This window comes from Citrobacter sp. RHB21-C05, assembly GCF_013889015.1.
Lineage (GTDB): Bacteria > Pseudomonadota > Gammaproteobacteria > Enterobacterales > Enterobacteriaceae > Citrobacter_A > Citrobacter_A sedlakii.
The window spans coordinates 471,615-489,317 of record NZ_CP057611.1 but is presented as its reverse complement, the minus strand read 5'-3'; the positions used below and the strand labels follow the sequence as shown (position 1 = coordinate 489,317).

13 protein-coding genes are annotated in these 17,703 nt (G+C 56.3%); 5 read left to right on the top strand and 8 right to left on the bottom strand.

The window, feature by feature from the left end; translation table 11 throughout:
• Positions 1-55: 55 nt before the first annotated feature.
• The 8 genes from tldD to csrD form a co-directional block, all read right to left on the bottom strand.
• Entirely contained in the window at positions 56-1,501 is a 1,446-nt protein-coding gene (tldD, locus tag HVX72_RS02335; RefSeq protein WP_042291977.1) for a metalloprotease TldD, read from the bottom strand.
• A gap of 167 nt (positions 1,502-1,668) precedes the next feature.
• Positions 1,669-5,472, bottom strand: coding sequence for an AsmA2 domain-containing protein YhdP (gene yhdP, locus HVX72_RS02330; RefSeq protein WP_181822465.1), 3,804 nt, complete (start codon positions 5,470-5,472; stop codon positions 1,669-1,671).
• A gap of 94 nt (positions 5,473-5,566) precedes the next feature.
• On the bottom strand, positions 5,567-7,036 hold the full coding sequence (rng, locus tag HVX72_RS02325) for a ribonuclease G (protein WP_042291983.1): 1,470 nt from the start codon (positions 7,034-7,036) through the stop codon (positions 5,567-5,569).
• A complete protein-coding gene (locus HVX72_RS02320) occupies positions 7,026-7,619 on the bottom strand; it encodes a nucleoside triphosphate pyrophosphatase (RefSeq protein WP_181822464.1) in 594 nt (197 codons plus the stop codon). The genes rng and HVX72_RS02320 overlap by 11 nt, the downstream gene beginning before the upstream one ends.
• Positions 7,620-7,636: 17 nt before the next feature.
• Entirely contained in the window at positions 7,637-8,125 is a 489-nt protein-coding gene (gene mreD / locus HVX72_RS02315; RefSeq protein ID WP_042291986.1) for a rod shape-determining protein MreD, read from the bottom strand.
• The gene (mreC, locus tag HVX72_RS02310) at positions 8,125-9,150 is read right to left on the bottom strand and encodes a rod shape-determining protein MreC (protein WP_060571040.1); all 1,026 of its coding nucleotides are present in this window, start codon (positions 9,148-9,150) and stop codon (positions 8,125-8,127) included. The genes mreD and mreC overlap by 1 nt, the downstream gene beginning before the upstream one ends.
• Positions 9,151-9,213: 63 nt before the next feature.
• Positions 9,214-10,257 (bottom strand): rod shape-determining protein MreB, encoded by a 1,044-nt coding sequence (gene mreB / locus HVX72_RS02305; protein WP_181826346.1) that lies wholly within the window; start codon positions 10,255-10,257, stop codon positions 9,214-9,216.
• Positions 10,258-10,565: 308 nt separating this feature from the next.
• Complete coding sequence (gene csrD / locus HVX72_RS02300; protein ID WP_060571039.1) at positions 10,566-12,506, bottom strand: RNase E specificity factor CsrD; 1,941 nt, start codon at positions 12,504-12,506, stop codon at positions 10,566-10,568.
• A 205-nt stretch (positions 12,507-12,711) separates the two neighbouring features.
• Between csrD and HVX72_RS02295 the strand changes: the two genes are divergently transcribed.
• The 5 genes from HVX72_RS02295 (at position 12,712) to accC (ending at position 17,607) form a co-directional block, all read left to right on the top strand.
• A complete protein-coding gene (locus HVX72_RS02295) occupies positions 12,712-13,686 on the top strand; it encodes an MDR family oxidoreductase (protein ID WP_181822463.1) in 975 nt (324 codons plus the stop codon).
• 105 nt (positions 13,687-13,791) lie between these two features.
• The gene (msrP, locus tag HVX72_RS02290) at positions 13,792-14,796 is read left to right on the top strand and encodes a protein-methionine-sulfoxide reductase catalytic subunit MsrP (protein ID WP_181822462.1); all 1,005 of its coding nucleotides are present in this window, start codon (positions 13,792-13,794) and stop codon (positions 14,794-14,796) included.
• A complete protein-coding gene (msrQ, locus tag HVX72_RS02285) occupies positions 14,797-15,396 on the top strand; it encodes a protein-methionine-sulfoxide reductase heme-binding subunit MsrQ (protein WP_181822461.1) in 600 nt (199 codons plus the stop codon).
• Between the two features lie 383 nt (positions 15,397-15,779).
• Positions 15,780-16,247, top strand: a complete 468-nt coding sequence (gene accB, locus HVX72_RS02280) for an acetyl-CoA carboxylase biotin carboxyl carrier protein (RefSeq protein ID WP_042292003.1) — start codon at positions 15,780-15,782, stop codon at positions 16,245-16,247.
• 10 nt (positions 16,248-16,257) lie between these two features.
• The gene (accC, locus tag HVX72_RS02275; RefSeq protein WP_042292006.1) at positions 16,258-17,607 is read left to right on the top strand and encodes an acetyl-CoA carboxylase biotin carboxylase subunit; all 1,350 of its coding nucleotides are present in this window, start codon (positions 16,258-16,260) and stop codon (positions 17,605-17,607) included.
• Positions 17,608-17,703 lie beyond the last annotated feature (96 nt).

Genomic DNA, 17,703 nt, shown 5'->3' with positions numbered 1-17,703 from the left:
ACGCCAGGCCGGATAACTCGCAACGTGCGGCCATCCGGCACGGCAGACCCGCAACTTACGCGGTGCCGCCCACGGTCAGGTTATCCACCTTCAACGTCGGCTGACCGACGCCCACCGGCAGGCTCTGTCCTTCTTTGCCGCAGACGCCGACGCCGTTGTCCAGCTTCAGGTCATTACCCACCATAGAGATCTGCTGCATCGCTTCGATCCCGGAACCAATCAGCGTTGCGCCTTTTACCGGTTTGGTCACTTTACCGTTTTCAATGAGATAGGCTTCCGAAGTCGAGAAGACGAACTTACCAGAAGTGATATCCACCTGACCACCGCCAAAGTTTGGCGCGTAGATGCCATATTCGACGGATTCAATGATCTCCTGCGGGGTGGATTTCCCCGGCAACATATAGGTGTTGGTCATGCGCGGCATCGGCAGATGTGCGTAAGACTCACGACGACCGTTTCCGGTTGGCGCAACGCCCATTAAGCGCGCATTCAGCTTATCCTGCATGTAACCTTTCAGAATGCCGTTTTCGATGAGCACGTTGTACTGGCCCGGCGTGCCTTCATCGTCAATCGCGACAGAACCACGACGATCGACCATCGTGCCGTCATCCACCACCGTACAGAGTTCAGAAGCGACCAGCTCGCCGACCTGTCCACTGAACACCGACGTACCACGACGGTTAAAGTCGCCTTCCAGTCCGTGGCCTACCGCTTCATGGAGCAGCACGCCCGGCCAGCCCGCGCCAAGCACCACCGGCAGCGTGCCTGCCGGCGCGGCGACGGCGGAGAGATTAACCAGCGCCATACGTACCGCTTCTTTCGCCCATGCGTCTGCGCGAACCTCCCCGTCCAGATCCGCAAGGAACCAGTCATAGCCGAAACGACCGCCGCCGCCGCTGGCGCCGCGCTCGCGTTTACCGTCTTCTTCCACCTGTACGCTAACGGAAAGACGCACCAGCGGACGCACATCCGCCGCCAGCGTTCCGTCCGTTGCCGCCACAAGGATCAGTTCATAGACGCCGGTCAGGCTCGCGGTGACTTCCTGCACGCGGGTATCAGCGTCTCGCGCCACGCTATCGACACGACGCAGGATATCGAGCTTCTCCTCACGGGTCATGCTCTGGAGCGGGTCCACTGAGGTATAAAGCGCGGAGTGTTCCACTGCGCCCAGCGTTTTCACTTTCCCGTCACCGCTGTCTCTGACAATGGTGCGCGCAGCCTGTGCGCTCTGGCTCAGCGCCTGCAGGCTGATCTGGTCTGCGTACGCAAACCCGGTTTTTTCGCCGCTGATCGCCCGTACGCCCACGCCCTGGTCAATATTGTAAGAACCATCCTTAATGATGCGATCTTCTAAAACCCAGGATTCGTGATAGCTCGACTGAAAATAGAGATCGCCGTAATCGAGACGGCGTTCGGCCAGTTGGCCCAAAATGGCAAACAGATCCTGATGTTTCAGGCCGTTTGCTGCCAGCAATTGTTCACTTACCAGGTTCAGACTCATCGTTTTGCTACTCGTTAGTTGCTGCGTAGGAGAGCGCTATGCTAAAAAATTTACGTCGGATGGCGCTGCGTGTATGCGACCTACGGAAACGTCATAATGTAGGTCGCTACGTTACCCTCCGGCAAGACTATGTACTGAGAGTGGGGTAATTCCGCGTCGCCGTCAAATCATTGCGTTTTTTCTTTCCGCGGCTGGCGCAGAACTTCGTTGATCTGCGGTTGATCGACCGGACCGGTGATCCGATAGCGCAGAATCGACACTTTGTTCCACAGCGGCCCAAGCACCTTACTGGCGGCAAATACCGCCGCGCCGACGATCGGGTTGACCGCAAACGCGGCAGCCACGCCCACCGTGGCAGAGATTTCCGGCGCCACGACCGCTTCAATGTCCAGTTCGCGTCGCACCAGATTAACCGATCCTTTCATAGCGATATCCGCTTCCAGGCCGTCCACCAGCGTATCATCGGTATGCAACACGCCGTCTTTAATCCACGCGGTACTGCGGATCGAATCAAAGTAGAACCCTTCGCTAAAGGTGTCGCTAAAATCAAAGCGCAGTTTACGCAGCAGCGCGTCTACGCTGAGCAAGCGCAGGAGCTGCCCGGCGTGGCCGGTGCTTAAGTCGGTGATTTCCCCTTTGCCCAGACGGGTACGAATAATCCCGTTGAGTGAGGCTTCATCTGGTTGCCACGGCGGATTGCGCCAGTGCAGATCGTAATCGACATTAAACGACGCGTTGCGCATCGGCGTGGTCACGCCAAAGAAGCCTGCCGCCGCATCAATCTTGTTGCCGCGCAGTTTACCTTTAATCGAAGTGCGTTCTCGGCCAGGCGCGTTGACCCACTGGCCGTCCGCGGTGAGCCGGGCAAAGCCGGTGTCCAGCAACCCGTTGCTCAGGTTCAGCGTATCGCCGTTGATCGCCAGATCGGCATCGATGCGCCCATACTTCTGCCCCCATAACCAGCATTCGCTACAGCGCAGCTGCATGTCAGGCCAGCCGCGGAAACTGACGCGATCTACATTGGCAAACGGCGTCGCGGGAGCGTCGTTTTTTTCTGCAGGTTTCGCTGTGGACGGGTTGTAATAAAGGTATTTGATATTCGCCAGCCACGGCGCGTTATTGCGCATCGCCAGCGTCGCATTGATCTCTCGCCCCTGCGCTTCAACGGTCGTTCCGTTCAGCGCTGGCTGTGAGACAATGCTCATGTTGTTCCACTGTTGACCGCCCAGCGTCAGCGCTGGCGTACGCAGGGTAATGCGCTGAGGAAACTTCGCGCTGCTGGTCACGTTATCCGCCGCACCTTTCTGGAATAACGCCAGCCATTCGGCGCCATCCAACGCGGGCAGATTAAGTTCGATACCTTCCTGTTCGGGCAGTGGCGGTGTGGTTCGACTTTCCGCCGTCCAGATGGCGCGGTCCAGGGTAAGCTTCTGACCCAGCAGCCAGCGGCTGTTAAAATGGTTCTCTTTGCCTGCGTTGCCGGTGAGGGCAAAGCTACGCAGGTCGCCGTTAGCGGTAATGCTAACGGGTAACGGTTCACCGGCTTTTTTATTCAGCGGCGCAGGTAAGCGACTACTTACATTTTTAAGATCGCCGTTCAACTCAACGTGGTAATGCGCGCCTGAACGATACGGCAGGTCAATCCCCACCTTTCCCTTCCACGCCACGCTGCCACCGAGCGCGTCATTCACCTGGGCAGGCAATACGCCGGTACGGGTGGGCTGCCAGTTACCGTTGAGGTTCACCGCGACCTGATACGCTTTTGCTCCCTGGGTCGTGGAGAAATCGACGTTTAACGGTTGATTAAACCAGTTCGCCGTCATCGGCCCACTGTTGAGATCGCCATTGGTAAAGCTGAATTTACCGCTAAGGTTTTTCAGGGTGCTGTCGATCGGTTTTATCAACAGACTGTTGTCGCGCAACGTGACGTCGCCTTTCGCCGTTACCAGCTCGCCGTCGAGGGGAATATCCAGATGTAAGCGAGCATTCACATCGCCGCCAATTTGCAACTGCTCAAGAGCGGCGCCGAGCGACTCTTTAAGCGGCGTACCGTCAAAATACGGCCCCACTGCGTCGCCAGGCCCAGTGATATCGGCATCAATCAACAGTTTTTCTTTCGAATAGTCGGGGATGACCGCTGTCAGATTGGAGGCTTTTACACCACCCAAATCGACACCGTCGGTTTTCATCCACAAGCCGTCGTTAAGGAAATCCAGCTCGATATTCAGATTGGTCAGCGCAGGCCAGTCCGGCTGGAAAGCGAATTTGGCGTTACGCAGCGGCACCAGCACTTCAAACTGGCCTTCGTTGTGTTTATAAGGGAACAGATGGGGGTTTCCGCCATAGACCAGCGTCGCGTTATCCGCTTCACCGCCCTGAATCGCCCCGCTGAGATAATCCACCAGCGCTTTACCCATCAGGTTTTCCGGAAAATACCGCCAGGCCTGGGAGCCGTCGTCGGTGCTGATACCCGCCAGAATGCCCAGCCACGGCTCGTCGCCTGCGGGTTGCAGATAGCGGAAACCGCCGCGGGCATGTACCGCTTTGGCTTTAACGTCGATATCGCGCCCATCCAGTTGAAAACCTTTCTCATTCTTCAGCCAGTTCAGGGTCGCTACGCCATCTTCAATTTCTAACGGCGCGCGGAAAACCGTTTCATACGGCATTTTCGCCTGCTTCATGGCGGCGGTTAGCCGACCATCCTCAACGCTTCCTGAAAGGGTCCCGGAAAAATGCTCTGCTCCCGGCAACAACTTCCACTGCTTCCACGCCAGATCGCGCCATGCAGCCTGAAAACGGGTCTTTTCGGTCGCATCAAGGGGGATATCCAGCGCCAGCGTGTCAATCGTTCCGCTCGGCTGCGTCGCCTGCCAGACTTCACCAAGCGCAGGCGAGAGCTTCGCCGCCACGGGGCGCAGCCCATCAAGGCCGGCTAAATCAAGATGGCTGGCGCGAATGCGTAGCTCGTCGCTACGTTTACCGTCCGCGCCGCCCACGTCCTGCTCAGGGATCCAGGCAAGCTGCAGTGCGCCGCTCGGCCAGCGCTTGCCGTCCATGGTGATGCGGGTATCTGGAATGGCGAACTGCCAACCGGGCTGTTCGCGACTGATATGCGCCGTCAGGTTATCGACTGCAAGCGTGTGGGTCGTGTTTTCGCCTTTCCAGCTCGCGCCGCCCTTTTTCAGCCAGACATCGCCGCCAGCGATCTCTCCCTTGCTGATGTTCATCCAGCCCTCAAGACTAAAGCGCGCGGTTTCCAGCGCCACGTTGTCCTGCATCCATCGCCCCAACCACGGCTTGACGTCAATGTCGTCCGCCTGCAACCAGACGCGGCCATTATTCAGCAGTCCATCATCGTCGCGCAGGTCCATACGGACCTGCATTACGCCATGTTGACCGGTCAGGCTCGACAGGCTGACCTGCCCCTCCGCGCGGTGACGGTTTCGGCTGTTAAGCCAGGTCAACTGGGGGATAGCCAACTGGGCGCGCTGGCCTGAAAGGGTCAGAAAGCTGATCTGGCTGTCGCGGAGATCGAAGTGATCGAACTGACGCAGAAAAAGATCGCTGATGCGTCCCGCTTCAGGGGTATCCGCGTCTCCGCTGCGTTGAATGGGGGTATTGGTGCGTAGGTTCAACTGCCAGAACGTCAGATCGCGAAACTGCCAGCGCATATGCAGCAAACTTTGCCAGACATCCAGCGCCAGGGTGACGCGCTTCACCGCAAACTCGCCGCCGTCAGTTAGCTGCACGCGGATGTCCCGCGCTTCCAGCGTCGGACCAAAATTTTGCCAACTGGCGGTAAGCTGGCTGGCCTCCGTCGGCAAACCGGTCGCGGATTCGATCTTGGCGAGGATGGCAGGACGCCAGCTGTTGAGATGCGGCAGGGCCAGGCGCAGGCCACTGACCAGCAGCGCTACGATGACGACGAGCGCGGCTCCAGTGAGCAGTAATATCCCCGGCAATCGCCTCACGCGTCTCTCCTTGTCTGCCTGAAAGTGGCTCGCAAACTGCAAGCAAAGGGTGCCAGATGGCGGCGTGAACGCGTGATCTGGCCTACGTAAATGATTACATCATTACGACGTCAAACTGCTCCTGGTTATAGAGCGGTTCGATTTGCACTTTAACCTGTTTGCCAACAAAAATTTCCACTTCCGCCAGCGCGTGCGACTCCTCCCCTTTCAGGGCCTCCGCGACCGCCGGAGAAGCATAAACCAGGAAACGGTCGGAATCGTATGCATGATGCACGCGTACGATCTCACGCATAATTTCATAACACACGGTTTCCACCGTTTTCACCGTACCGCGACCATGACAGGTTGGACACTCGTTGCAGAGCACATGTTCCACGCTTTCACGCGTGCGTTTGCGCGTCATTTCCACCAGTCCCAACTGTGAAAAGCCATTGATGCTGGTTTTCACACGGTCTTTGCTCAGCGCCTGCTCCAGAGAATGCAGAACCCGACGGCGGTGATCGTCATTATTCATATCGATAAAGTCGATGATAATAATGCCGCCCAGATTGCGCAGGCGAAGCTGGCGGGCAATGGCCTGCGTGGCTTCGATATTGGTGTTAAAAATGGTGTCGTCGAGATTGCGATGGCCGACAAAAGCGCCGGTATTGATATCAACGGTCGTCATCGCTTCGGTCTGATCGATAATCAGATAACCGCCGGACTTCAGCTCAACCTTGCGCTCCAGCGCCCGCTGGATCTCATTTTCCACATCAAAGAGATCAAAAATCGGCTGACGCCCGCTGTAATGCTCCAGCTTGCTGGTCATTTCGGGAATGTACTCGGCGGTAAACTCCAGCAGCGCCTCGTAGGTCAGACGGGAATCCACGCGAATGCGATCCAACTGCGCATCGGCAAAATCACGCAATACGCGCTGCGCCAGCGCCAGTTCGCCGTACATCTGATACCGCGTCTGCGGGCGCTTTTTGCGCTCCATGACTTTCGTCCAGACACGCTTGAGGTAGGCGGCATCGGAAGCCAGATCGTCTTCACACACGCCTTCTGCCGCGGTGCGAATGATAAATCCCCCCTGCTCGTCGCAATATTCCGCCACCACCTTTTTCAGTCTTTCGCGTTCGGCTTCGCTTTCAATACGCTGAGACACCCCAACGTGAGACGCGCCGGGCATAAAGACCAGATAACGGGAAGGCAGGGTGATGTCGGTGGTCAGACGCGCGCCTTTGGTGCCGAGGGGATCTTTCACCACCTGCACCATCAAATCCTGTCCCTGACGCACCAGTTCGGAAATGTCCCGTACGGTAAACTGTTTCTGCTCATCGCCCGCCACGCATTCGGTATGCGGCATGATGTCAGAAGCATGAAGAAATGCGGCTTTATCCAGCCCAATATCTACAAAAGCCGCCTGCATACCCGGCAGTACGCGACTTACCCGACCTTTGTAGATATTGCCTACGATTCCCCGTCGCGCCTCACGCTCAATGTGAATCTCCTGGAGGATCCCGCCGTCGATATACGCCACACGCGTTTCCGATGGCGTTACGTTTACCAACAATTCAGCCGTCATGTTTATCCCTTTTCTCACGCAGTGAGTTAAAATTGCTTAGCAACTCATACGTTTCAACCAGCGGTAAGCCGACTACGGCGTGATAGCTGCCATTTATCTTCCTGACAAAACAGCCACCCAGCCCCTGAATACCGTATGCACCTGCTTTATCCATCGGTTCACCGCTGGCGATATAGTCAGCGATATCCGCATCCGACAACGCTCTGAACGTCACATCGGTCACCACCAGACAGTCGAGCACGTACTGACTGTCGGCCAGCGCCACGGCGGTCATCACCTGGTGCGTCTGCCCGGATAGCTTACGCAGCATTGTCGCGGCGTGTTCTGCATCGCGCGGTTTCTCTAAAACTTCACCATGAAGGATGACGATCGTGTCCGCCCCCAGCACCGGCAAATCGCGCGGGGACAGCGTCACGCCCGCCTGTGCTTTTTCACGCGCCAGCCGAGAGACATACTGCTGCGCGCTTTCCCCTGCGCCGCGCATCTCTTCGATACCGGTAACGATACACTCGAACGCAACGCCCAATTGGGTGAGCAGTTCCTGGCGGCGGGGTGAACCGGAAGCTAAGTATAGAGACGTCATAGAAACCTTTATTGCACTTATTGCACCGCGAACTGCTGGCGGATTTTACGCATCAGCAAGAACAGCCACGGCCAGAGCACGCCGTTGACTACACTACTCCAGAACACTTCAGGTCTGAAAGAGACGTTGATCACTAAAAACTCTGACCAGAAAACAATAATATCCACCACCAGCGAAAGCAACATCACCACCAGAGCCTGCTGCCAGAGCGCCAGATTGCGGAATAACTGAAATTTTAATGCGACCAGATACGCGATGATGCTCATCGACAGCGCCCGCACGCCAAGCGTGGAACCGCTAATCAGATCCAGTATGGCACCCATCACAAAGCCTGTGCCCACATTTACGCGGTGCGGCAGCGCGAGGATCCAGTACAGTAAAATGAGCAGCACCCAGTTTGGCCGAAAGACGATGATCTCCTCCGGCCAGGGCATGATTTGTAATAAAAGCGCGATGAGAAACGAGAGCCAGATAACCCAGCGACCCTGGCTACGATAGCTCGCCACTACTGACCTCCCGACGGACGCGGCTGAGGCGACGCAGGCTGCGGCGGCGTTACGGGCGTCGTGGCGATCCCGGTCGCTGGCGCGGGCATTGGCGCAGGCGGCCCCATCATATCCGGCGAGGGCAGCACCTGAGGCATCATCTGCGTCAGGCGCTCATTCGCCACGCGATGCACATCTTCCGGCGTCATGGGATTTGATCCGTTACGGTCGGCGCCCCACAACAGCAGCAGATAGCGCAGACGCTGTAAACCGGCGGTTGGACGCGCCTGTATAACGGTATATGCCCGCTGTGTATCCAGCTTAACGGAGGAAACCACGGCCACCGGATAACCTTCCGGGAAGCGCCCGCCCAGCCCCGACGTCACCAGCACATCGCCAACGCGAATGTCGGTATTGGCTGGCAGGTGTTCGAGCTGCAAATCATCGGTGCAGCCGTTACCGGCGGCAATCACACGGATATCGTTACGCAGTACCTGAATCGGCAGCGCATGGGTCGCGTCGCAAATCAGTAATACACGGCTGGTCAGCTTCGCCACCGCGACCACCTGGCCGACAACGCCTTTATCGCTGATGACCGGCTGGCCTTCGTAAACGCCGTTCACGCTGCCTTTGTCGATAACCACCTGATCGCTGTAGGGATCGTTAACCGTCGAGATGACCTGCGTCACCATTTTTTGTTCATCCTGACGCAGCGGCGATCCCAGCAGCTCGCGCAGACGCGCATTCTCCTGTTTGTACTGCCCGAGCATCAGCAGCTCGCTGTTTTTCAGCAGCAGTTCCTGACGCAGCGCCCGGTTTTCAAGCTCAAGCTGGTCGCGCGAAGCCAGCGTTTGCGAGACGCCATCAAGCAGTTCACGGGGACCATTGGAAATAAAGTAGAAAGGACTGACGGCGGTATCCATGTACGTGCGGATTTGACTGAACGTACCCAGACGGCTGTCGGCGATAATGACGCCGAGCGCCACCAGCACCGCCAGGATAAGGCGAATCTGTAGCGACGGGCCACGGCTAAAAATTGGCTTCATAAGTTTGCGTATTCTCGTATCAGATTCGGCAGAGGCGCCAGACACGCCCCTGCCTGCATCCGATTACTCTTCGCTGAACAGGTCGCCGCCGTGCATGTCGATCATTTCCAGCGCTTTGCCGCCGCCACGCGCCACACAGGTCAGCGGGTCTTCAGCGACAACAACTGGAATACCGGTTTCTTCCATTAACAGGCGGTCAAGATTGCGCAGCAGCGCGCCACCGCCGGTGAGCACCATGCCGCGCTCGGAGATATCAGACGCCAGTTCCGGCGGGCACTGTTCCAGCGCAACCATCACCGCGCTCACGATACCGGTCAGCGGTTCCTGCAGCGCTTCCAGGATTTCATTGGAGTTCAGGGTAAAGCCGCGTGGAACGCCTTCCGCCAGGTTACGACCACGCACTTCGATTTCGCGCACTTCATCACCCGGGTAAGCGGAACCGATTTCGTGCTTAATACGTTCTGCGGTCGCTTCACCGATCAGAGAGCCGTAGTTACGGCGGACGTAATTGATGATTGCTTCGTCGAAGCGGTCGCCGCCGATACGCACAGAGGACGAATAAACGACGCCGTTCAGAGAGATAACAGCCACTTCCGTCGTCCCGCCACCGATATCCACCACCATGGAACCGGTTGCCTCAGAAACCGGCAGGCCTGCGCCGATAGCGGCAGCCATTGGCTCTTCGATCAGGAACACTTCACGGGCGCCTGCGCCCTGCGCGGATTCACGAATAGCACGGCGTTCAACTTGGGTCGCGCCAACCGGCACACACACCAGCACGCGCGGGCTTGGACGCATAAAGCTGTTGCTATGCACTTGCTTGATGAAGTGCTGGAGCATTTTTTCAGTCACGAAGAAGTCGGCGATCACGCCGTCTTTCATGGGGCGAATCGCAGCAATATTGCCCGACGTACGGCCCAGCATCTGCTTCGCGTCATGACCTACTGCAGCCACGCTTTTCGGCGAACCGGCACGATCCTGACGAATGGCCACAACGGAAGGCTCATTCAATACGATGCCTTGTCCTTTTACATAAATAAGGGTATTCGCGGTACCCAGGTCAATGGACAAGTCATTGGAAAACATGCCACGAAATTTTTTCAACATACTAAGGGATAATCCTGAAAGCTGGGGCGGAAAACAAAATCCGCTTACTTTACCAACCACACGCAGCAGCGACAAGGCGCAAAAATCATCTGCTACGGTGAAAATTAGTGCAGTTCGTTTCCTCTGTTACAAATCTCTACCTGAGTCCCTCAGGGCTGAGCTTTTCAGCAGCAATCCTCGCTTTCATTTGCAACCTGTTTAAGGTCATTCACCTGCATATGTGCTGCAACACCCTGGCGAGCAGACAAGCACACCCCCATGAAAGCACAGCGCGCGTTATTCTACGTGAAAACTGAACAAACGGCAGGTCAAACCGAGTATCTTTGAGAATATTTTTTCACGTTTGTATCCAGCGGTTGGGAGGAGGCAAAGAAATCCCCCTGTCCGCCCGCAACGCCGCGGGCTGTCAGCGTCTGCCACTCGCCACGCGACCGTACGCCTGTCGCGTAAACCTGGGTATGGGTGCCCGAACAGGCTTCCACCAGGCTTTGCACCAGTAACTGGTTCTCTGTTCGCTTCTCAATGTTTCTGACCAATCCCGGATGGAGCTTGAGTAATTCCACATTGAGCTCTTTGATCCAACTGGTGCTGACCAACGTTAAACCCGCCTGGGTTACCGCCACCCGAACGCCTAACGCATTCACCAGACGAATAACTGGCTGTAACCGGCTGATGTGTTGACCCACATCTGCCTCTGCAAGTTCAATAATTATGCGTTTACGTTGTGATTTTTCACACTGCATCAAGGTATCACGCAGCCAGCGTTGAAAACGCGGACGAATCAGCGACTCTACGGTGACCTGAATCGCCAGATTTTCTTCCGGCCAGTAGCCCAGGAGCGGAATGACCCGGCTGATCTGCAGACGGTCATACTCTTCCGACAGGCCGAACTGAAGCACCATCGGCATATATTCCGCCGAGCTAACCTCTTCATGGCCGTCAAAAATGCGGCACATCAGTTCCCGGTGGTGAACGCGCCCTTCGCGGGTGACCGCAGGCTTTTGATAAATGCGCGGCCCGCCGCGACTGAGCATTTGTTCAATGAGGGTGCGCCAGCGTACGTTGCCGCGCCCTTTTTCCGGCAGCGTATCATCGTACACCGCCCAACTATTTCCGCCCTGCAATACCGCGTTGCGGGTGGCCGCTTCCGCATGTTCCATCACCTGTTCGGTCGACTGGCCGCTACGCCAAGCGCAAATGCCGATATGGAACATATCGTCGCGATCGAGCATTTTATTGGTTGGCAGCGCATCGACCGCTTTCAGAAGTTGCCCGGCGACGCTCTCCGCCTCTTTCAGGGTACGGTGCGGCAACAGCACGGCGAAGTCACTGCGATGGTAACGCGCCAGCAGCGCGCCCGGAAAGCGCAGGATAAAGGTGGATAACAAATTGATCAGGCTGAACAGTTCTTCTTCGGCGAGGTTGCGTCCCCAACTGTCACGCAGCAAATTGAAGTCCGGCAGACGAATCATCATCACCACCCCATGAGCGCCGACCTTTTCTTGATCGTCCAGCAATGTCGCCAGTTGGTTATCAAAAAAGAGACGGTTGCTGAGGCCGGTTTTGGTGTCCTGAGCCGCGTACGAGCGAATAAGCGTATCGAGTCGGCTGCGTTGCTCCTGCGCGCTCTGGATCTCGGAGAGCAGCATGTCCAGCGCGCTGCTGGTGCGCGCCGGCCATTCATACACGCTGCCGCGAACATTCGGTCCGCGTTCGCCGTTCAGGATCCGCGTAGAACGCACCTCCAGTAGCTCCTGGCCGGAAAGTTGGCGCTGCAGCCAGCGCACAGCCAGAAACAGCATCAGGATAATAAAACCGATCGCCAGCGTGAGCGGCGCGGTGGTCATCAGCGAATGAAAATAATTCCCCATCGGATCCTGATAAACCAGATCCATCGTCATGCCCGGATGTTTTAACAGCGGTACCGACAGTTCCCGGAACATATTACTGGTGCCAACCGGACGGTAGCTGCTGGCGCGCGTCTGGGTAAAGATCGTTTTTTCACCCTGGCGCAAATCAAGCCGGACGATATCCGCAGACATCATCAGTTCGTTGATGTGTGGTGACAGCGCGTTGAAATCGCGCGAAACGAGATGCGTATCGATAGCAGTGGCGACCGCCTGCACGCGATGACTCATTTTGTACTGGATGGCATTGTAAAAACTCAGCGAGCAGCCGATCAGGGTGACAAAAATGGTCAACCCGGTGAGTAGCGTAACAAAAGCTGAGAATTTCGTCGTTAATCGCATCCTTGTGTTAACTCCGCCAGTAAATTGCGACACGAAAATGCATAACCAAACGCGAAATCCGCCTGGTTGCGCAAAGAGTGAGTGCATACTACCAAATCAGGTGTATCTGGCAATTTATTGCGTTGAATCGACGTCACGTTTCAATTAGCGAGTATAGTCTTCAGGAATCATTTTCCAATCCACTACGCAACATTGAGGACAGGTTATGCAGGCTTTGATATTGGAACAGCAGGACGGTAAAACCCTCGCATTCGTGCAGACGCTTGAAGAAAGCCGGTTGCCGGAAGGCGATGTTACCGTGGACGTGCACTGGTCCAGTCTGAACTACAAAGATGCGCTCGCGATCACCGGAAAGGGAAAAATTATCCGTCATTTTCCGATGATTCCTGGAATTGATTTCGCTGGCACTGTGCGCGCAAGCGAGGATCCGCGTTTTCATGCCGGTCAGGACGTTTTACTGACCGGATGGGGCGTTGGCGAGAATCATTGGGGCGGTCTGGCCGAGCAGGCGCGCGTCAAAGCGGACTGGCTGGTGGCGATGCCGAAAGGCCTGGATAGCCGTAAGGCAATGGTGATCGGTACGGCGGGCTTCACCGCCATGCTCTGCGTAATGGCTCTGGAAGAGGCCGGTATCCGCCCTGAAGATGGCGAAATCGTGGTGACCGGCGCCAGCGGCGGCGTGGGCAGTACGGCTGTCGCCCTGCTGCATAAGCTGGGTTATCAGGTCGTTGCCGTATCGGGTCGTGAAAGCACCCATGCTTATCTGAAACAACTTGGCGCCCAGCGCATTTTGGGACGCGACGAGTTCGCCGAGTCTCGCCCGCTGGAAAAACAGCTGTGGGCAGGCGCGGTGGATACCGTTGGCGATAAGGTGCTGGCAAAAGTTCTGGCACAGATGAACTACGGGGGTTGCGTGGCGGCCTGTGGTCTGGCGGGCGGTTTTGCCCTGCCGACAACGGTGATGCCGTTTATTCTGCGCAACGTGCGTTTGCAGGGTGTGGATTCCGTGATGACGCCGCACGCCCGCCGCGCCCAGGCCTGGGAACGACTGGTTCGTGACCTGCCGGAAAGCTTCTACGCACAAGCCACAACGGAGATCGCGCTGGCCGACGCGCCGAAATTCGCCGACGCCATCATGAACAATCAGGTTCATGGCCGTACGCTGGTCAAGGTTAAATAAGCCGTAGCGCTGCAAAAATTTACATTTAAATAACGAAATTTCTCAGCGCATTGACAGACTCCCTGCCATAGTAACTACGCGTTATGCGTATGCCGGGAGTCTGTTATGAAAAAATGCCGTCCACTTACTGAAGCCGATGTCACCGCCGAATCGGCTTTTTTTATGCATCGCCGCCAGGTGCTTAAAGCCCTGGGCATCAGCGCTGCCGCCCTCTCGCTCCCTACAACGGCGCAGGCCGATCTGTTGGGATGGTTTAAAGGCAACGATCGCCCCCCCGCGCCTGCCGGAAAGCCGCTCGACTTCAGTAAACCCAGCGAGTGGCAAAACAGCCTGACTTTAACGCCGGAAGATAAGGTCACTGGCTATAACAACTTCTATGAATTCGGACTGGATAAAGCCGATCCGGCGGCCAATGCCGGCAGCATGAAAACCGATCCCTGGACGCTGAAAATCAGCGGAGAGGTCGCTAAACCCCTGACGCTGGACCACGACGCCTTAACCACCCGCTTTCCTTTAGAAGAACGCATTTACCGGATGCGCTGCGTCGAGGCCTGGTCAATGGTGGTACCGTGGATTGGCTTTCCTTTACATAAGCTGCTCGCACTTGTCGAACCCACCAGCAATGCCCGTTATGTGGCGCTCGAGACGCTTTACGCGCCGGACGATATGCCGGGACAAAAAGATCGTTTTATCGGCGGCGGGTTGAAGTATCCCTACGTTGAAGGCCTGCGGCTTGACGAAGCCATGCACCCGCTTACCCTGCTCACCGTTGGCGTCTACGGTAAAGCGCTACCGCCGCAAAACGGCGCGCCTATCCGTCTGACAGTGCCGTGGAAATATGGCTTCAAAGGCATTAAATCGATCGTTAGCATCAAACTCACCCGCGAACGACCGCCGACCACCTGGAATCTCGCTGCCCCGGATGAGTACGGTTTTTACGCCAACGTGAATCCGCACGTCGATCATCCGCGCTGGTCGCAGGCCACGGAGCGATTTATCGGTACGGGCGGGATCCTTGACGTTAAGCGCCAGCCGACCTTGCTGTTCAACGGCTATGGCGAGCAGGTGGCGTCGTTATACCGGGGACTGGATCTGCTGGAGAACATATAAGTGCGGCTGAATGCAAAACAGATTACCTGGCTGAAAATCCTCCTTCACCTGGCGGGAATTGTGCCGTTGCTTTGGCTGTTCTGGGCAATTAACAGCGGCGGGTTAAGCGCCGATCCGGTGAAAGATATTCAGCATTTTACCGGTAGGACCGCTCTGAAATTTCTCCTGGCGACCTTGTTGGTCACGCCGCTGGCGCGTTACGCTAAACAGCCCTTATTGATACGCACGCGGCGTTTGCTGGGGCTATGGTGTTTTGCCTGGGCCACGCTGCATCTAACCAGCTATGCGATGCTGGAGCTGGGCATTCAGAATCTGGGTTTACTGGGCCGCGAATTGATTACGCGCCCGTATTTGACGCTGGGCATTATCAGCTGGCTTATTTTGCTGGCGCTGACGCTGACCTCCACGCAGGCGGCGCAGCGCAAGCTGGGCAAACGCTGGCAATTACTGCATAACGTCGTCTATCTGGTGGCGATCCTCGCCCCTTTACATTATCTCTGGTCAGTGAAGGTTTTATCCCCGCAACCCGTTATTTACGCCCTGCTGGCGCTGGCGCTTTTAGCCTGCCGTTACAAGAAGTTTCGCCAGTGGTGGCGCTAGTTCAGCGAAGTGTGCTGTCGGTTACAAAACGCAGAGACTCAGATGTTATTTACGTGTTAGCGGTTGATTATCTTCCCTGATAAGACCAGTATTTAGCTGCCAATTGCTACGAAATCGTTATAATGTGCGACCCTGACCTCCCGGAAGGCGTTTTTAAGCCGCTGAAAGGGTGACAATCGCGCTTTGAAGGTATATTTTGTTTTTTGCCGGAGGATTGCCGCAAATCGCAGCATTTTGACCGACAAGTCTCACTTGAGGCGTAAAGGCGAAATAGACCGACGTCCTGACAGGCAAACGCGCTGTTGCCGTTGGGACTCACGCTTTACAGACAGCGGTAACCCCTCTGTCACAATCACACTAAACAAAGAGTACGGAACCCACTCATGGATATTCGTAAGATTAAAAAACTGATCGAGCTGGTTGAAGAATCAGGCATCTCCGAACTGGAAATTTCTGAAGGCGAAGAATCTGTACGCATCAGTCGTGCAGCGCCGGCAGGCAGCTTCCCGGTTATGCAACAGGCTTACGCTGCGCCAGTGATGCAGCAGCAACCGGCTCTGTCTAACGCAGTTGCTCCGGCAGCAGAAGCGCCGGCAGCCGCCGCAGCGGAAATCAGTGGTCACATCGTACGTTCCCCAATGGTTGGTACTTTCTACCGCACCCCGAGCCCGGACGCCAAAGCGTTCATCGAAGTGGGTCAGAAAGTCAACGTCGGCGATACCCTGTGCATCGTCGAAGCCATGAAAATGATGAACCAGATCGAAGCAGACAAATCAGGTACTGTGAAAGCGATCCTGGTCGAAAGTGGTCAGCCGGTAGAATTTGACGAGCCGCTGGTCGTCATCGAGTAACGAGGCGAACATGCTGGATAAAATTGTTATCGCCAACCGTGGCGAGATTGCACTGCGTATTCTTCGTGCCTGTAAAGAACTGGGCATCAAGACCGTGGCCGTGCACTCAAGCGCGGATCGCGATTTAAAACACGTATTGCTGGCGGATGAGACGGTCTGTATTGGTCCGGCTCCGTCCGTAAAAAGCTATCTGAACATCCCGGCGATCATCAGCGCCGCCGAAATCACCGGCGCGGTCGCGATTCACCCGGGTTACGGCTTCCTCTCTGAGAACGCCAACTTTGCCGAGCAGGTTGAACGTTCCGGCTTTATCTTCATCGGCCCGAAAGCCGACACTATTCGCCTGATGGGCGACAAAGTGTCTGCGATTACCGCCATGAAGAAAGCAGGCGTACCGACTGTACCGGGTTCTGACGGCCCGCTGACCGATGATATGGATGCGAACCGCGCCCATGCGAAACGCATCGGTTACCCGGTGATCATCAAAGCCTCCGGCGGCGGCGGCGGTCGCGGTATGCGCGTGGTGCGCAGCGATGCTGAACTGGCGCAGTCCATTTCCATGACCAAGGCGGAAGCGAAAGCGGCTTTCAGCAATGACATGGTGTACATGGAGAAATACCTCGAAAACCCACGCCACATCGAAATTCAGGTGCTGGCTGACGGTCAGGGGAACGCGATCTATCTGGCGGAACGTGACTGCTCCATGCAGCGTCGTCACCAGAAAGTCGTCGAAGAAGCGCCAGCGCCGGGCATTACCCCGGAACTGCGTCGTTACATCGGCGAGCGTTGCGCGAAAGCGTGCGTCGATATCGGCTATCGCGGGGCGGGTACCTTTGAGTTCCTGTTCGAAAACGGCGAGTTCTACTTCATTGAGATGAATACCCGTATTCAGGTTGAACATCCGGTTACCGAAATGATTACCGGCGTCGATCTGATCAAAGAACAGCTGCGTATCGCAGCCGGTCAGCCCCTGTCCATCAAACAGGAAGAAGTTGTGGTTCGCGGCCATGCGGTGGAATGCCGTATCAACGCCGAAGACCCGAATACCTTCCTGCCAAGCCCCGGCAAAATCACGCGTTTCCATGCGCCTGGCGGCTTTGGCGTGCGCTGGGAGTCCCATATTTACGCCGGTTACACCGTACCGCCGTACTATGATTCCATGATCGGCAAGCTCATCTGCTACGGCGAAAACCGTGACGTGGCGATTGCCCGCATGAAGAACGCCCTGCAGGAGCTGATCATCGACGGTATCAAAACCAACGTTGATTTGCAGACCCGCATTATGAACGACGAGCACTTTCAGAATGGTGGCACGAACATCCACTACCTGGAGAAAAAACTCGGTCTGAACGAGAAGTAAGTCAGCGTTTATGCGAAAAGGCCGGGCAACCCGGCCTTTTTTATTTCTGGGGATCGCCAGGCCCCATCATGTACAATCCCCGCTTTCTTCATCCAC